General features: G+C 66.1%; 14 protein-coding genes. 6 read left to right on the forward strand and 8 right to left on the reverse strand.

Translation table 11 applies throughout. The annotated features are described in order from the left end of the window. Positions 1–33 precede the first annotated feature (33 nt). Genes minD through AB8808_RS16790 form a run of 3 tightly spaced genes read left to right on the forward strand, consistent with a single transcriptional unit; the run spans position 34 to position 1,588 of the window. Complete coding sequence (gene minD, locus AB8808_RS16780; RefSeq protein WP_036140080.1) at positions 34–846, forward strand: septum site-determining protein MinD; 813 nt, start codon at positions 34–36, stop codon at positions 844–846. 2 nt (positions 847–848) lie between these two features. Further along, a complete protein-coding gene (gene minE, locus AB8808_RS16785; protein WP_036140078.1) occupies positions 849–1,112 on the forward strand; it encodes a cell division topological specificity factor MinE in 264 nt (87 codons plus the stop codon). Further along, positions 1,109–1,588: a hypothetical protein gene (locus AB8808_RS16790; RefSeq protein WP_369930707.1), complete on the forward strand. Its 480-nt coding sequence runs from the start codon at positions 1,109–1,111 to the stop codon at positions 1,586–1,588. The genes minE and AB8808_RS16790 overlap by 4 nt, the downstream gene beginning before the upstream one ends. A 29-nt stretch (positions 1,589–1,617) precedes the next feature. Here the strand turns inward: AB8808_RS16790 and AB8808_RS16795 are convergent, their stop codons facing one another. Further along, on the reverse strand, positions 1,618–2,886 hold the full coding sequence (locus tag AB8808_RS16795; protein WP_369930708.1) for a multidrug effflux MFS transporter: 1,269 nt from the start codon (positions 2,884–2,886) through the stop codon (positions 1,618–1,620). 113 nt (positions 2,887–2,999) lie between these two features. Between AB8808_RS16795 and crcB the strand changes: the two genes are divergently transcribed. Both crcB and AB8808_RS16805 read left to right on the forward strand, forming a co-directional pair. Further along, positions 3,000–3,389, forward strand: a complete 390-nt coding sequence (gene crcB / locus AB8808_RS16800; protein ID WP_369930709.1) for a fluoride efflux transporter CrcB — start codon at positions 3,000–3,002, stop codon at positions 3,387–3,389. Position 3,390: 1 nt separating this feature from the next. Further along, the gene (locus AB8808_RS16805) at positions 3,391–4,833 is read left to right on the forward strand and encodes an MFS transporter (RefSeq protein ID WP_369930710.1); all 1,443 of its coding nucleotides are present in this window, start codon (positions 3,391–3,393) and stop codon (positions 4,831–4,833) included. Here the strand turns inward: AB8808_RS16805 and AB8808_RS16810 are convergent. Then, positions 4,765–6,009 carry a carboxylate--amine ligase gene (locus AB8808_RS16810; RefSeq protein WP_369930711.1) on the reverse strand — a complete coding sequence of 415 codons (1,245 nt, stop codon included), beginning with the start codon at positions 6,007–6,009 and terminating at the stop codon, positions 4,765–4,767. The genes AB8808_RS16805 and AB8808_RS16810 overlap by 69 nt on opposite strands. 114 nt (positions 6,010–6,123) lie before the next feature. Further along, entirely contained in the window at positions 6,124–6,414 is a 291-nt protein-coding gene (locus tag AB8808_RS16815) for a hypothetical protein (RefSeq protein ID WP_369930712.1), read from the reverse strand. Positions 6,415–6,574: 160 nt separating this feature from the next. Between AB8808_RS16815 and AB8808_RS16820 the strand changes: the two genes are divergently transcribed. Continuing rightward, positions 6,575–6,784: a hypothetical protein gene (locus AB8808_RS16820; protein WP_036140068.1), complete on the forward strand. Its 210-nt coding sequence runs from the start codon at positions 6,575–6,577 to the stop codon at positions 6,782–6,784. On the opposite strand, the gene AB8808_RS16825 is transcribed toward AB8808_RS16820, so the two are convergent. The 5 genes from AB8808_RS16825 to AB8808_RS16845 form a co-directional block, all read right to left on the reverse strand. Next, positions 6,759–7,193, reverse strand: a complete 435-nt coding sequence (locus tag AB8808_RS16825) for a hypothetical protein (RefSeq protein WP_369930713.1) — start codon at positions 7,191–7,193, stop codon at positions 6,759–6,761. The two genes, AB8808_RS16820 and AB8808_RS16825, sit on opposite strands and share 26 nt — an antisense overlap. A gap of 91 nt (positions 7,194–7,284) precedes the next feature. Continuing rightward, positions 7,285–9,720, reverse strand: coding sequence for a GH92 family glycosyl hydrolase (locus tag AB8808_RS16830; protein ID WP_369930715.1), 2,436 nt, complete (start codon positions 9,718–9,720; stop codon positions 7,285–7,287). A gap of 24 nt (positions 9,721–9,744) precedes the next feature. Beyond that, positions 9,745–11,157 (reverse strand): glycoside hydrolase family 125 protein, encoded by a 1,413-nt coding sequence (locus tag AB8808_RS16835; RefSeq protein ID WP_369931280.1) that lies wholly within the window; start codon positions 11,155–11,157, stop codon positions 9,745–9,747. Positions 11,158–11,177: 20 nt separating this feature from the next. After that, complete coding sequence (locus AB8808_RS16840) at positions 11,178–13,901, reverse strand: beta-mannosidase (protein WP_369930716.1); 2,724 nt, start codon at positions 13,899–13,901, stop codon at positions 11,178–11,180. Next, positions 13,901–16,516, reverse strand: a complete 2,616-nt coding sequence (locus AB8808_RS16845) for a TonB-dependent receptor (RefSeq protein ID WP_369931282.1) — start codon at positions 16,514–16,516, stop codon at positions 13,901–13,903. Before AB8808_RS16845 ends, AB8808_RS16840 begins: the two co-directional genes overlap by 1 nt. Between the last annotated feature and the right edge of the window lie 763 nt (positions 16,517–17,279).

A 17,279-nucleotide genomic window follows, 5' to 3' on the forward strand; every position in this document is an offset into this window, starting at 1 on the left:
GCCGTCCGTCGCAGTAACATTCGGAGACATCTCTTGACAGAAATCATCGTCGTCACCTCCGGCAAGGGCGGAGTCGGCAAGACCACCACCAGTGCTTCCCTCGCCACCGGCCTCGCCATGCAGGGCAAGAAGGTCGCGGTCATCGACTTCGACGTCGGCCTGCGCAACCTCGACCTCATCATGGGCTGCGAACGCCGCGTGGTGTACGACTTCGTCAACGTCGTGCACGGCGAGGCCACGCTCAAGCAGTCGCTGATCAAGGACAAGCGCCACGAGAACCTCTTCGTGCTGGCCGCCTCGCAGACCCGCGACAAGGATGCGCTGACCCAGGAAGGCGTGGAAAAGGTGCTCGACGAACTGGCGAAGGAAAACTTCGACTTCGTCGTCTGCGATTCCCCGGCGGGCATCGAGAAAGGCGCCCACCTGGCGATGTACTTCGCCGACCATGCCGTGGTCGTGGTCAACCCCGAGGTGTCCTCGGTGCGCGACTCCGATCGCATCCTCGGCCTGCTGTCGAGCAAGACGCGCCGCGCGGAAAAGGGCGAGGCCCCGATCAAGCAGCACCTGTTGCTCACCCGCTACAACCCCAATCGCGTCGAAGCCGGCGAGATGCTCAGCGTGAAAGACGTCGAGGATATCCTCGGCATCAACGTCGTGGGCGTCATCCCGGAATCGGAAAACGTGCTGGCCGCTTCCAATGCCGGCGTACCGGTGATCCTCGACGACAACTCGAACGCCGGTGCCGCCTACAAGGACACCGTGGCGCGTATCCTCGGTGAAGAGCGCCCGCTTCGCTTCCTCGAGCCGGTCAAGAAGGGCTTCCTCAAGCGCGTGTTCGGAGGTTGAGCATGGGTATCCTCGATTTCCTGAAGCGTAAACCCGAGGCGAGTGCCGGCGTCGCGAAGGAACGCCTGCGCATCATCGTCGCCCAGGAGCGCTCGACGCGCGGCGGTCCCGACTACCTGCCGCTGCTGCGCAACGAGCTGCTCGAAGTCATCCGCAAGTACGTCAACGTCGATGTCGAGGCGGTCAACGTCACGCTCGAGCGCGACAGCGGCCACGAAGTGCTCGAACTCTCCGTCGCCCTGCCGGACGGCAAGTCCGCCATATGAGTTCGTCCGATCCCGTCGACGCGGTCCTCCGCGTCGGCGACATCGGCTTCGACGAACCACGGCAACGCCTGCTCGATTTCGGCCTTACCCTCATCGAGGTCGCCGACGGCGAAGCCATTCCCGGCAGTTTCTGGGGCGACACCGAAGCCGGCATCATCGGCACGACGGTCTACGCCCGCGCCGACACCCCGGTCCATTCCCTCCTCCACGAAGCCTGCCACCTGATCGTGCTGCCGGCGCAGAAGCGTGCACTCGTGCATACCGACGCCACCGATTCCATCGAGGAAGAGGACGCGACCTGCTACCTGCAGATCGTGCTCGGCGGGCAGCTGCCCTCGGTGGGCAGTGCGAGGATCATGGAAGACATGGATCGTTGGGGATATACCTATCGCCTCGGATCGACGCGGGCGTGGTTCGAGCAGGATGCGATGGAAGCGCGGGCGTTTCTTGTGGAGCGTGGGTTGCCGGTGGGCTGATATCGCCTGCCAGCAGCAAAGCGGGCCCCTCACCCCGGCTCATTCCGCTCGATCTGCGACACCACCGACGACGCTGCGCACGCTTTCGCAAGCGCCAGCCGCCTGCGCTCCAGCGACGCATACCAAAGCCACGCCACCAACCCGATCAGGCAGATCGATGTCGCGCCGATGGACAGCGTCAGCATGCTGGCCGACAGTGCGGGCGAGAGCACGCCGGCGACCAGCGCCGTGAGGATCAGGCTGCCGAACGCCTGCACCGAGGACACGCCACCGCGCTGATCAGGGAAACGGTCCAGCAGCAACAGCGTCAGCGTCGGGAAGGCCAGCTGCACGCCGCAACCGTAGAGCGCCAGCGGCAGCGTCGACCATGGCACGCGCGGGTGATCCAGCGTCAGCGCGAGGACGAGGTTGATCGCGCAGGACGAGAGCATCGACACGTAGCCCCATGACACCGTGCGCGCCGCGCTCACCCGGCCGGCCACGCGGCCGGAAATGAATGCGCCGACGACCATGCCGCTGACCACCGGCACGAACAGCCACGGGAAACCACTCGCGCCCAGGCCGAGCAGATCGCGGATGAGGTGGGGCGCGGAGGCGATGTACAGGAACAGGCCGGAGAAGTTGACCGATGCGGCAATGGCCAGCGGCCAGAACGGCAGGTCGCCGAGGATGGCGGCGTAGCCGCGCAGCAGCGGTCGCGGCCGGAACACGGTGCGATGCTCGACAGGGTGCGATTCGACGAGGAAATACGCCACGCCCAGCGTCAGCAGCGTGGTGAAGCCGGTCAGGGCCCAGAAGATGCCGCGCCAGCCGTCGATGCCCAGCAGCCATGCGCCGACGATGGGTGCGATGGCGGGGGCCACGCCGAAGATCATCATCACCTTCGACATCATCCGCTGGGCTTCCTCGCCGTGCATGCTGTCGCGTACGACGGCACGCCCGACGACGATGCCCGCGCCACCGCACAGGCCCTGCAACACGCGGCAGCCCAGCAGGAACGCGAAGCTGGGCGCCATGGCGGCGCCGACCGAGGCCACGGTGTAGATCGCCATCGAGATCACGATGACCGGCTTGCGCCCGTACGCATCCGACAACGCGCCATGGAAGAGGCTCATTACCGCGTAGGCCAACAGGTAGACGCTGAGCAGCTGCTGCAACGCCACGTCGCCGACATGGAAATCGCGGCCGATATCGGGGAAGCCGGGGAAGATGGCGTCGATCGAGAACGGCCCGATCATCGAGAGGGCCGCGAGCAGGAACGGCAGGTAACGCCTCGGATCGCGCGTCGCGGGATTCATTCGGCAGCCAATACGTGCAGGGACTTGCGAGTATACCGGCAAGGTCCTGCGGCCCTCCCCCTTCCGCGGCAAAGGCACCCATAATCGGGGTGTCCTAACGTAGCGGGGGTGATGTGACTTACACCGGTTTCCTGGCCGTGGGTATCGGCGGTGCCGTGGGCAGCCTGTTGCGCTGGTGGCTGGCGCTGGCGCTCCATCCACTGTTTCCCGACGTGCCGCTGGGCACGCTGTGCGCCAACCTGGCCGGCGCCCTGCTGATGGGTGTCATGCTGGGGCTGTTCGACCATTTCCAGACCTTGCCGGCCGAAGCGCGCCTGCTGGTCGCCACCGGTTTCCTCGGCGGCCTGACCACCTTTTCGACCTTCTCCGCGGAGTCCGCGGGGCTGTTGCTGCGCCAGCAGTACGGGTGGTTTGCCGCGAACGTGGCCGTGAACGTGGTCGGCTCCATCGGCCTGACCATTACCGGGCTGATGATCGCCCGCGCCCTGCTGAGGCACGCCTGACATGACAAGCGCAACGCACGGGGCCGTCGACCACGGCCTGGTCGATACCGACGTCCCCGCACGGCTGGACCGCCTGCGCTGGGGCCGCTTCCACACGCTGGTGGCGGTCGCCCTGGGCATCACCTGGGTGCTCGACGGGATGGAGGTCACCATCACCGGCTCGATCGCCGGCGCGCTCAAGTCCAGCCCGGTGCTGCACCTGACCGATGGCCAGGTCGGTCTGGCGGCCAGCCTTTACCTGGTCGGCGCCGTCGTCGGCGCGCTGTTCTTCGGCTGGCTGACCGACCGCCTGGGACGGAAGAAGCTGTTCACGATCACCCTGGGGCTCTACCTCGTGGCGACCGCGGCCACCGCCTTCTCGCCCAACTTCCTCACGTTCGTGATCTTCCGCGCGCTCACCGGCGCGGGCATCGGTGGCGAGTACGCGGCGATCAACTCGGCGATCCAGGAGCTGATCCCCGCGCGCTACCGCGGCCACACCGACCTGGTCATCAACGGCAGTTTCTGGATCGGCGCGGCCATGGGCGCGCTGGCCGCCGTGGGCCTGCTCGACACGGGCTGGGTTTCCGCGGAGCTTGGCTGGCGGCTGACCTTCGGGCTGGGCGCCGTGCTGGGCCTGGGTATCCTGTTCCTGCGGCAGTGGATTCCGGAAAGCCCGCGCTGGCTGATGTTGCACGGCCGGGTCGCCGAGGCCGAGGCCGTGGTAGCCGACATCGAGCGCCGGCTGGACGCGCCGCCGCCGGACAAGCCGCTACCCCGCCTGCGCCTCCGTCCACGCGGACTGTCGATGGGCGACGTCGCCACCACCCTGTTCCGCGTCTATCCGAAGCGGACGGTGCTCGGGCTGGTGCTGATGGCCACGCAGGCGTTTTTCTATAACGCCATCTTCTTTACCTATGCGCTGGTGCTGGGGCGCTTCTACAGCGTCAGCGACGCCGATGTGGGCCTTTACCTGTTGCCGTTCGCGGCGGGCAATTTTCTCGGCCCGCTGTTGCTCGGGCGGCTGTTCGACACACTGGGACGGCGACCGATGATCGTCGCGACATACACCTTGTCGGGCCTGCTGCTGTTCGTCACGGCATGGCTCTTCGTCCACGGCTACCTGGATGCGCGCACGCAGACGATGGCGTGGAGCGTGGTGTTCTTCTTCGCGTCGGCGGCGGCCAGTTCCGCGTACCTCACCGTGAGCGAAAGCTTTCCACTGGAGCTACGCGCGCTGGCCATCGCCCTCTTCTATGCGTTCGGCACCGCGCTGGGTGGCGTGGCCGGCCCGTGGCTGTTCGGTCACCTCATCGGCAGCGGCGAGCGTGCCGCGATCGGCTGGGGTTACGCGCTGGGCGCGTCGCTGATGCTGGTCGGCGCGCTGGCAGCGGGCCTACTTGGTATCTCCGCCGAGCGACGCTCCCTCGAAGACGTCGCCGCGCCGCTGGGTCGGGCGGACTGACCCACCTAAGCGCTTACGCAGCAGGCCCTGGATGAAATGCCAGGCGGGCGCGGGATCGTCCCGGCGGAACACGTGCAGGTCGGCGCGCAGCCATTCGATCACCAGGCGTATCCATCCAGGATGCCGCGCCGCGGGCGAACAACGCACGCTGGCGATGTCATGGTACAGGTCGATGCAGCTGCCGCCGGTGTCGTAGTCGGATGCGGCGCGTGTCACGGGCAGGCACTGGGCATCTGCCCAGGCCATGGCGCAGACGTTGACGCCGCAACGCGCGGCGAACTCCACATAGGTCCAGGCGCGCGTATTCACCTCGATCAGGCGGCATGCGCCGTCGCGCGGATCGCGCTTGAACTCGGCGCTGAAGATACCCCGGTAATCCAGCCCGTCCAGCACGCGGCGAATGCTGTCCACCGCCTCCGGCACGGCGGACAGCGGTACGGCGCGTGAGCAGGAACTGTTGCCGAAGTCCGGTGGCGACATCCGCCGGCGCTGTCGCGCGAACAGGCCCGCATAGCCACCCTGCCCATCGCGGAAGCCGTCGACGAAGAAGTGTTCGCTGGGCGGTCCGGGTACGTATTCCTGCGCGATGACCCGGAAGCCCTGCGCGTGGAAACGCGCCCACGTCTCGCGCAGCGCGTCGGCGCCCTCGACCCATAAGCCTTTGACGCCGGTCACATCGCTGAACTTCTGTGAGTTCACCGGCTTGAGGAAGACTCGTCCGAGCGTATCGAACGGAATGACGTCGATGTCGCCGGCGTGGGTCAGCCGGAAGGTGCGCGGGTGCGGTACGTGGATCGCCTTGAGGTAACCGGCGAAGGCCGACTTGTCCTGCAACAGGCGTTGCACCTCGCGACTGGCGGTGCTGACGGGAAAGCGCCAGCCCAGGGCGGTGTGCGGCAGTTCGGCCAGCCACAGGGCCGCATCGTCCGCGCCGGCGATGATCACGGCGCGCGCAAGGGCGCAGTCGGCCAGGGCTTCGAACGCCTGCGGGCCCGGCGAGCCGTCCCAGTCCGGGCATCCCGGTACGGCCTGGAAATGACGCGATCGGATGACCAGATCGTCGGGCGGGCAGGCCACGTAGGCGGCAATACCCGCGAGGTCCAGACTGCGGAGGATGCCCAGCGCCGTCGGTCCACGTCCCATCACGATCACCGGCAACCGCGGCTCCGTCTGCATCTGGCCTCCCGGGGAGGATGACGCCGGCATGGCGCCCCTTGGGGGGCCAATGTGCCACCCCGCTCCTGTCAGGCACAGATCGCCAGACGACCTATACCGAGCGGACGAGGTAGGTCAGACCGGGGCCTCGGCCACGGCGAAAGGCAGCACGCCGGGCTCGCGTGCCTCGGCCGGGCGGCGTGCGGGCGGGGCCTGGCGGGGCGTCGGCGCGGAAGGCGCGGTACGGCCGATGGTGATGTTCTTGGACGCCCGCACCTCGCGGTTGGCAAAGGTCCAGATCTCCCCCGTGTCCGTGATGAACACGGTCCAGTAAAGGTCGGATTCGGGGCCGTAATCGATCAGGAAATGGGCAAAACCCTCGCCTTTGGGCGTGTTCATGGGCAGCGGCGGATTCAGTTGCAGCATAGGCTTCTCCTCGTGCTGCCCTTGTAACCGGTCGGCCCGTAGCGGCCGGGTGAACGTGCCGTGGTTCACGCATCACCCGATACGGACAGCATTTACCCGGCCAGCCCGGTAAAATGCCGGCATACCGACAGACAGCCAGTCCACCAGGGGAAGCCAGCACGTGCAGTCACGCAATTTCGAGGTATCGGTGGTCCAGCCCGGTGGCAAGGTCGCCATCGAGATCCAGTTCAACGAGAAGATCCATGGTCTTTCGGGCGACACGTTGTGGCTGTCGCTCGAGGCGGACACCACCATCGAGAGTGCCGAGGCATTGCGCGAACTGCTGGAGTGCATCGGTCACCGCATCACGGTGACGAACGTACGCTCCTGACCGGCGCGCCGGCGCCGTCCTTGACGGCCACCGCCAGCGGTACCACGGTCGACATCAGTCGGTGATTGGTGCCATGCACCTTGCCGCAACCCATGCACTTCCGCGTCGTACCCAGCCCGCGCCGCGCCGCACGCGGCGCACCCAGCAGGCAGCCGCACACGTAACACGCACCCAGCACGCCGCGCTCCCATAGACGAAGGCGCACCAGCTGAAAGGCGGCCAGGGCCGCGGCCACCACGGTGCCGAGGCCGAGCAGCCAGCCCGGCAGGTTGGAATACAGGGAGGCCAGGCCGAAGGGGCCGGGCACCTGCTGGGCCGCCTTGGTCGCGACGGCCGCCAGCGCGCCCGTGCCCAGCGCCAGAAGGCTCGGCACGAACAACCGCAAGTACATGCGCCCGACGTAAGACATGTTGCGACACCCCGACCCGCCGGCGTCCCCCGGCGGGTGGAGAGTGTCGCTAGCGGGGTCTAGCCGCCGTGAAACGGCAGCCGTGCCGCCATCAGGCGGCGGGCGCGCTCCCGAACGACGGCGGACGGTCGGCAAGGGCCTTGCCGAACGCCATGTTGGGCTGGTCGCCCATCACGAACGCCAGCGTGCCACCGGTTTCCAGGTCGTTGTGCGCGATCCAGCTCTTCGTCCACGGCTGGCCGTTCCAGGTGACCGACTGGATATAGGGACGACCCGGTCCGTTGTCCTTCGCCTCGATCACCAGCGTGCGGCCGCCGCCCACCTGCACCTCCGCACGGTCCAGCAACGGGCTGCCGAACACGTAGTGGGTGCTGACCGGGTCGACCGCGTACAGGCCCATCGCGCTCATGACATACCACGCGCTCATCTGGCCGCAGTCCTCGTTGCCGGGCAAGCCATCGGGCTCTGGCAGGTACATCGTTTCCAGCAGCATGCGCACGCGCGCCTGCGTCTTGTGGTGCGCGCCTGTGTACGCGTACAGGTAGGGCATGTGGTGGCCCGGCTCGTTGCCGAACGCATACTGGCCCACCATGCCGGCGATGTCGGGCGGCGCGTCTTCCGGCAACGTGGGATCGGCGTTGAACAGGGCATCCAGCTTCGTCTCGAACGCCTGGCTGCCACCGAACAGCGTCATGTAGTTGTACACATCGTGCTGGTTGAGGAACGTGGCCTGCCAGGCGTTCGATTCGGTGAAATCGCGCCACCGCTTGGAATGGCCGATGGCGATGGGATCGAACGGCTGCACCCAGGTGCCGTCCTCGGCACGCGGGCGCACGAACTGCATGTCCTTGTCGAACACGTGGGCGTAATTCTGCGAGCGTTTGCGCAGCAGCGCCGCGTCGTCGGTGTGACCCAGGGCCTCGGCCATGTGCGCCACGGCCCAGTCGTCATACGCGTATTCCAGCGTCTTGCTGGCCGCCTCGGCTTCCTTGTCGCTGGGCACGAAGCCGAGCTTGCGGTAATACGGCAGACCGAAGTAATCGTCCTGCATGGCGCGACGGCGGAACACCGGCCAGGCTTTCTCGTAGTCGATACCCTTGAAGCCCTTGGCCTGGGCTTCGGCCACCACCACCGCGGAGTGGTAGCCGATCATGCAGACCGTCTCGATGCCCTGCAACGGCCACACCGGCGCACCACTGGGGCTTTCCACGGCAAGCCGGACCAGGCCGTCGACCAGGTCGGGCACGCGTTCGGACTGGTACAGCGTGAACAGCGGATGCTCGGCGCGGTAGGTGTCCCACAGCGAGTAGGTGCTGTAGTTATGGCGACCGTCCGGCAGCGTGTGCACCGCCTTGTCCATGCCGCGGTAGCGGCCGTCCGCATCGCTGAACACCGTGGGCGCCAGCATGGTGTGGTAGAGCGAGCTGTAGAAGGTGCGCTTGATCTTGTCGGAACCGGATTCGATGGTGATCTTCGACAGTTCCTGGATCCACTCGGCTTCGGCCGCGGCGCGGATGCCGTCGAAATCCCAACCCGGCATCTCGCTGTCGAGGTTGCGCATGGCGCCATCGATGTCCACGCCCGAGATACCCACCTTCACCAGCAATGGTGCCGACGACGCCTTGTCGAAGTGCAGCGCGGCCTTGAGGTTGTCGCCCTTGGCGGTGGCGGTGCCCGCGGGCAGGGCCTTGTCGTTGTCGTACAGGGTGACATGCGTGGCGGGACGCGACAGCTTCATGGCGAAGTAGATCACGCGACCGGAGGCCCATTGCCAGACCCGACGACCACCGACCAGCGTGTCGTTGCCGACCACGCTCAGCTGCACGTCGCTGACCCTGGCCGGCTGGTCCATCGCATCCGTATAGCCGTGGGCCATGTCCAGCAGCACGTGGGCGTCGCCGTCCTTGCCGAAGGTATATCGATGCATGCCCGCGCGCAGCGTGGCGGTCAGCTCGGCCAGGATGTCGAAACGGGTGAGCTTCGCGCGGTAGTAGCCCGGATGCGCCTGCTCGCCGGTGTAGTGCGAGCGGTAACCCTTCACGCCGCTGCGGTAGCCTTTCTCGGGCTTGCCGCTGCCCTGCTTCGCGGCGTCGAAACGGGAGACGTAGTTCACGCCGTCGAAGTCGCGGTCGCCCGGCTGCAGCAGCACGGGACCCATCGAGGGCATGACCAGGAAGTCGAGCATATCGGCCGCGCCCGTGCCGGACAGGTGCGTGTGCGAGAAGCCCATGATCGAGCCGTCACCCTGGTGGTAGCCGGATGATCCGTCCCACTGGGCGTTGTTCGTGTCGGGGCTGAGCTGGACCATGCCGAAGGGCCGCGTCGCACCGGGATAGGTGTGACCGTGGCCGCCCGTGCCGACGAAGACATCGACGTAGCGCAGGATGCTGTCACTGGCGGCGGCGCCACCGGATGACGGGGCTTTCAGGCCTTGCTGCACGCCACCGGCCATCGCGGTGAGGGAACCTAGCTGACCGATGGCGGTGGCGGCGGCCACCCCTTGCAGAAAACGTCGACGGGTAACCATGAATCGCTCCAGCGGGGTGTCGCGTCAGACGCGACGCAGGGTGTCGGGATGCTTGTCGGCCAGATGGACGACCAGCTCGCCAAAAAGGGTGTTGGCCCACGCGAACCATGAGCGCGTGAACTGTTTCGGATCGTCCTGATCGAAGGCCTCGTGCATGAACCCGCTGCCGGCGTGGGTGGTCTTCAGCCAATGCAGGCACTGGCGGATCTCCGCCGTGTCGTCCGTGGTGAAGGCCTTCATCATGATCGACATGGGCCAGATCATGCGCAGGCCCTCGTGCGGGCCACCGATGCCTTCGCCGGCCTTGCCCTTGAAGAAATAGGGATTGGCCGTGCTCCACACGCGCTGGCGCGTGCGCGCATAACGCGCATCGTATGCCGTGGTTTCCAGGTAAGGCAGCGCGAGCAGGCTGGGCACGTTGGCGTCGTCCATGAACAGCTGGTTGCCGTAGCCATCCACCTCGTAGGCCCAGAAATCGTCCTGGCCGTCGTGCATCACGCCGTGGCGCTCCACCGCCGCCTCGATCTCGTCGGCCAGCGCGCTGGCTTCGCTGGCGAATGCCTGGTCGCCGAACAGGGTGCCGTGCATCTGGGCGAGGCGACGCAGGGTGACCACCGCGAACAGGTTGCCGGGAATATTGAACGGGTACAACGTGGCGTCGTCCGACGGACGGAACATGGCGTGGATCATGCCCACCGGGCGCGTCGGCTGCCCGTAGCCGTGCAGGAACTGGCTCTCGGTCGGGTTGGGCGACGGGCGCTGGAAGTGATACGGGCCCGTGCCTTCCTTGCGCTGCTGCTCGCGGAAGGTGGTGACGATGCCGCGCGTGGCGGCACGCCAGGCGTCGTCGAAGGGCTCGCGGTCACCGGTGGTCTGCCAGTAGCCGTGGGCGAGGCGCACCGGATAGCACAGCGAGTCGATTTCCCATTTGCGCTCGGCCACGCCGGGACGCATGTCGGTCATGTCGGACTGCGCCCATTCGAGCTTGCTCTTGCCCTTGGGGTCGGGCAGGAACGCGTTGGCGTAGGGATCGATCGCGATGCAACGGGCCTGGCGGCGGATCAGCCCGCGGAACAGCTTGCGCAGCGCTTCGTCCTTCGCGGCCAGCGGCAGGTACGGCCAGACCTGGGCGGAGGAATCGCGCAGCCACATCGCGTCGATGTCGCCGGTGACCACGAAGGTATCCTCGTAGCCGTCCAGGCGGCCCACCTCCACCGTGGTATCCAGCGTGTTGGGGAAGCAGTTCTCGAACAGCCAGGCCAGCTCGGGGTCGGCGATCTTCTTCTTCGTCGAGGCGATCAGCGCCTCCACGGCGGGGCTGGTGAACTTGCGCTTGTCCACGGCCGGCCGCTGGCTGGTGAAGCGCGAAGCCGCGGAGGCACCCAGGCTGACACCACCGATCATCGCCGCGCCCGGCGCCAGCGACAGCCATTTCATGAGGTTGCGACGGGAGGGATTCACGGCGTGGTCTCCTTCAGGGCATCGACGAGCGAGCGTACCGTGATCGCGCGGCGAAGGGCGTCGGTATCGGTGGCGCCCTCGACCGCGATGTCCACGCTTTCGCCCGGCAGCAGGTCGAACGCGTTATCGGACAGGCGCAGGTCGAGGTCGCCGGTGTCCACCCAGACCGCGCGGGCGAGACGCTTCGCGGTAACCGTCACCACGAGCCCGTGGCCATCGTCACGCACCGCGGTGGTCAGTGCCGGCGCCGGCAGTGCCAGCGTGCGCGCCGCGCCGAAGTACAGCAGGTGATGGGCGACCACCTTGCCCTGCTCCAGCAGGTCGAAGGCAACGACCGTCTTGCGCGGATCGGCACCCTTGAGCAGGGTGGCGTCGTCCGCCGTCAGCGTCTTGGTGCTGGACAGCGCCGCGGCACGCACGGGCTGGCTGCTTTCCCGCAGCATCTTGCCGGCCATGTCGTAGACGCGGGTGCGCAGCGTGGCGTCGAAATCGGTGGTGCGATCGGATACGGCAAACACCTGGGTGGTGCCGTCGCGGCGCAGCGGCACCACATCGACCGGCGCATAGAAGCGCTTGGCGTGGAACTGCAACGCCTTCCAGCGATTGAAGTAATCCACGCTGGCCCACGACGCGCCGGGCCATACATCGTTCAACTGCCAGTACAAGGTGCCCATGTTCTGCGGGCGCGCGCTGCGCAGGTGCTCGGCGGCCAGTTCGATGCCTTCGGCCTGCATGACCTGGCTGAGGTACACGAACGAGGGGAAGTCCTTCGGTTCGCCGTATTCCTGGCGGATGTACAGGAGCAGACGCTGGTTGCCGTCGCCGTTGGCAAACTTCTGGTGCGCGCGCATCACGGTCGATTCGGGCTGCATGTCGCCCGGCTCGGCGAACGCCTTGATGGTGGCCATGACCGGGAACGACTGCAGGCCGTACTCGGACTGGAAACGCGGCGTGATGTCGAGGTAGTGCGAGATCGGCTCGGAGCCGGACCACACCTTCCAGTAATGCATGTCGCCATCGTTCTGGACGTTGGCCGGGCCTTCGAAGTCGGTGCTGGGCGAGCTGGCCCAGTAAGGCACCTGGGGCGACAGGCCCGCCACCACCTTGCGCAGCGTGCTGCCGAACAGCGTGCGCATGCCGGCTTCGACCTTCTTCACCTCGTCGCCATTGACGAACTTCTGGAAATCGATGCGATCGGGCCATTCCTCCCAGCCGGTCTGCACTTCGTTGTTGCCGGCCCACAGCACGATGGACGGATGGTCGCGCAGGCGCGTGACCTGTTCCTCCGCCTCGATGCGGCTGCTTTCGCGGAAGGCCGCGTCGTACGGCGTGACGGCACCACCGAACATGAAGTCCTGCCAGATCATCAGGCCCATGCGATCGGCGGCGGCGTAGAACGCATCATCCTGGTAGGTACCGCCGCCCCACATGCGCAGCATGTTCATGTTGGCGTCCTTCGCCGAGCGCAGGATCGCCTCCAGCCGCTCGCTGGATACCCGCGACGGGAACGCATCGTAGGGAATCAGGTTGGCGCCCTTGGCGAACACGGGCACCCCGTTGACCACGAAGGCGAAGCCCCTGCCCCACTGATCCTTGTCGCGGCGCAGTTCCACCGTGCGCAATCCGGTCTCGCGATCGGCCTCGGCCAGCGTCGCGCCGGCGGCTTCCACCGTGGCGTGGAAGCGATAGAGGTTGGGATCGCCGTAACCGACCGGCCACCAGCGCTGCGGACGATCGATGGTCAGCGGCACGCCGACGTGGTTCTCGCCAGCCTTCAGGGTCACGTTCTGCTGGGCCGTACCGGTCTTGCCGTCGGGCGCGGTCCACTGCACCTTCAGCGTGGCCGCCATGGCCTTGTCGACACGCAGGTCGAACTGGCTGTCCAGCTTCGCCGCCGTGGCGTCGACCTGGGTCTGCGCGATGTGGAAATCGGCGACGCGCAGGGTATCCCAGGATTGCAGGTGCACGGGGCGCCAGATGCCCAGGGTGACGTAACGCGGACCCCAGTCCCAGCCATACTGGTAGTTGGCCTTGCGTACGTAGTTGGAGGTCTGCTTGCCCTTCGGCTCGTCACCGAAGGAGGAATCGAATTCGCCCGGCAACGCGTACGGCTGCTTGAGCAGCCACGGTTGCATGCGTGCGATCGGCGATTGCAGGTGCACCGTGAGCGTGTTGGTGCCGGCGTGCAGCGTGCCCTTCACCGGCACACGCCAGCGACGGAACATGTTGTCCGCCGAGAGCAACTTCTTGCCGTTGAGGCTGACCTCGGCATAGGTGTCGAGGCCGTCGAAAACCAGATCGACGTGACCCCGCCGGAGCGTGGCCACGTCGACGTCGAAATCCAGCCGGTAATCCCAGTCGGAGAGCCCGATCCATTGCAGGCGGGATTCGTTGTCACGCCAGAACGGATCCGGAATCTGCTTCGTGGCCAGCAGGTCGGTCTGCACGGCGCCGGGGACGGTGGCGGGTTGCCAGTCGTGCAGGCGCTCGCAGGAGGTTTTGCATTGTTTCAGGTGGGCCAGTGTGGCGGCGGGATCGCTGGGGGCGCCGGGATCGCGGACATCGTCCGAACCTACATGGACCATTGGGGCGGTTGCTGGCTTGGCTTCAGGGGCGAGGCGGAAGCGCCAGCCGGCGGAGAGGTCCCTCTCCGTCGGCGTGGTCGCGCTGGCGGCACCGGCGACGAGCCAGGCCACCAGCACCAGCGAACCGCGGGACATCACAGCTTGAAGCCCATGGTCATCATGTAGGTGCGGCCGTTCTTGTAGGCATTGAGCGGCTGCGCGGGCGTGTTGTTGTAGACCATGTACGTCTCGTCCAGCAGGTTGGTGGCATCGAGCGAAAGGCGGATGTGGTCGTTGACCTGGTAACCCACCGTGGCGTCCAGCTGACGGAAGATACCCGTGATCTGCTGCGACTGCAGCTGTGCGATCGAGGTGAAGTACGACGAACGCCAGCTGTAGGTCAGGCGTGCGCTCCACGGCCCCTGCTCGAAGAACGGCGACAGGTTGAACGAGTTCTTGGAGTTGTACGGCAGCGGGAAGTCGTTGCTGGTGTCGGCGTCGGAGTAGGTGTAGTTGGCCAGCATGCCGAAGCCATAGGCGAAGTTCTGCTGGTAGGTGAGCGACAGGCCCTTGACCTTGGCCACGCCGGCGTTGACCGGCACCTGCATCTGGTACACGTCGTCGCGCTGTTCGGTCAGGTTGTACTGCGTCTGCGCCACGTTGGTGTTGAGGATGTAACCGGAGATGCGGCGGAAGAACAGCTCGGCCGACAGCACGCTGTTCTCCGAGAAGTACCACTCGGCGGAGGCGTCGTAGTTGGTCGACTTGTACGGCTGCAGGTCGGTGTTGCCCGCCGAACCGGTGAGGCTGCGGTCATCCAGCGCCACGTAAGGGGTCATCTGCTGGTAGCGCGGGCGGGCGATCGTCTTGGCGGCGGCGAAACGCAGGGTCACGTCCTCGGCGGCGTCGTAGGCGATGTTGAACGACGGCAGCCAGTCGTGATACGCGCTGCGCTTGTTCACCGGCGTGTAGTTGTTGTTGCCGATGCTGTTGTAGCCGTTGACGGTGTCACGCGTGCGGAAGTAACGCGCGCCGATGTTGCCGCGGTAGCCGTCGCCGGCAAAGTCGCCCTGGATGTAGAAGGCGCGGTTCTGCTCGGCGATGCTGTAGGTGGCCTTCGGATCGAGCGCGGTGCTGGTGACCAGGCTGGAGACATAGGCCTTCATCAGGCCTGGATTGATCGTGGTCCAGTCACCCATGTTGCCGGCCGAGTTAAGGCCGTCGAGGTAACCGCCCGGCGTGCCGCCGTCGGCCAGGTTGGCCAGCGACGTACCGGCATAGGCCGTGCTCGGGATGCTCGCGTTGTACGCATCCTGGCCGTCCAGGTGGTTGGTGGCCTTGATACCCACCGAGATCTGGTTCAGCGGGCCCCAGGCCACGTCGTGCGAGAAATCGGCCTGGAAATAGCGCTCACGATCGTAGCTGGGCGCATAGCTGTAGCCGGCGCCGTGCGCCAGCGCGGCCGACGGGTTGTCCGGGCTGTTGTAGTTGATCTGCGGATGCTGGCCATCGAGGTTGTAGTTGAAGCCGCCGAAATTCTGGAACTGCATGTTCCAGATGCCGTCGGAACCGCCGGTGGAACCGGTGTAGCCGACCTGGCTCGAGGCCGTCCAGCCGTCACCGAACCAGTCGGCGCGCAGGTTGGCGACGCCGGTGTTGACCGTCGAGTCGCGCTCGTAGCCGTCGAGGTAGGTCGAGGTGCCCGGACCGTAGCTACCGGTGGTGGCCACGCCGTTCTGGAAGCCCAGCGCGGTGGCGTCGGCGGCCGAGCCGGACCATTCGCCGTAGTGGCTCTGGTTGAAGTTGTTGAACTTCTCGGTGACGTACAGGCCGGTGAAGTTCAGCTCGAACGCGTCGTTCGGCTTCCACTGCAGGCCGGTGGAAACGCCGTCGCGCTTGCGACGCTGCTGGAACCACGCGGTGTTGACCGCCGTCGGGTACACGCCCTGCTGGTTGGGCGGCACCACGGCCGGGTTGAACTGGTGGTCCGGGTTGGTATCGGTCGGATCGTTGACCCGCTGGTAACCGAACACCTCGGTGCCCTGGCGGTCGATGATCTTGTCCGAATGCATGAGCGAGCCCAGCACACCGAACGTGTTGTCCTGGTTCTTCCAGCTGTACAGCACGGACGCGTTCGGCTTGCCCTTGTCGGCGCGGTCGTTGTAACCGTAGCTGACGGTGCCGGTGAGGGTGTTGGCCTTCAGATCCAGCGGACGGCGCGTGTTGACGATCACGGTGCCACCGATCGAGCCCTCGTCGATGTTCGCCTGCGGGGTCTTGTAGACCTGGGCGTTACCGATGATTTCCGAGGTGAGCAGGCTGTAGTTGAACGAGCGGCTGTCGGGGTTGTTCGGATCGGACGTCCAGTTGGTGGACGCCACGGTCTGGCCGTTGAGCAGCAGGCGGTTCAGCGCGGGATCGGTGCCCAGGATGCTGACCTTGTCGCCTTCGCCGAAGTTGCGATCGACGCTGATGCCCGGCAGGTGCGACAGCGACTCGGCCACGTTGGTGTCCGGGAACTTGCCCACGTCTTCGGCCGAGATGGCGTCGACGATGGAGTCCGCATTGCGCTTGAGGTCCAGCGACTTCTGCAGGCTGGCGCGGATGCCGGTGACGGTGACGCCGGTGAGGTTGGCCGCGTCCTGCGGCTTGGCGTTGGCGTCGGCTGGCTTGGCCGCGGCGGGCGGGGTCGTACCGGGCGAGGGAGCGGGGCTGGATGCGTCCTGGGCGGATACGCTGCCGGCGGCGAGGAGGCCAGTGAGGATGGCCATGGAAAGTGCGCTGATGCGGGGGTTCACATCGATCTCCTGCGGGGATGGTAACGCCGCCCGGGAATCTGCGCCTTGCGCCTTCGCCCCCTGACGTCGCCTGCTGTTCTTCGCGCAACGTGACGCATCGCGCGGGCGGGTGCCTGCGTTGCTCGCCGTCGATGCGCTGGTGTGTTCTTTGCCCTGAAGCCTGCGGCCATCGCGGTGGCCTCCGGCCATGCGTATCGCGCTTACGTCGCGATTGCAGCGATGTTACGAAGCGGATTTTTAGGGGTGCCTGACAACGTTGTCAACCGATTTTTTAACTCGATCTAAAGTCATACAAGTAAATACAACTGCATGTATTCGCAGGAATTATGTAAACGTCCTTTTACTGCACTGCGGAAAAAATACAGGCCACTTAGATCGATCCATGCGAACTCCTTCGCATGGCGTACTGCACGGAACGGCGCCGATGCGCGCGTTTACGGGGCATGCATTACCGGCAAACCTGCAGGGTGGAGCGAGCTGGGTGTTTTGCTGCACTGCAACCAGAAACGTGCCGGCTCGCGCATCGGCGCCTGCATTTCCTACGCGTGGGGAACGCACGAATGCCCTGGTTTCACGCAAGAACGTCGCCGCACCTCGCAGCTTCTCGCGAAGTCCGACGCGGGGATGAACGACTTTGCGCCGCAACGCCTCGCAGGGGTCCACAGACAGCCACCAGTCACCCGCAGGGAACGAATCTGCGGGCGAATCACTTCTCCGCCCCTGATGTCTGCAAGGA

It is taken from the genome of Xanthomonas sp. NCPPB 2632, assembly GCF_041228075.2.
GTDB lineage: Bacteria > Pseudomonadota > Gammaproteobacteria > Xanthomonadales > Rhodanobacteraceae > Luteibacter.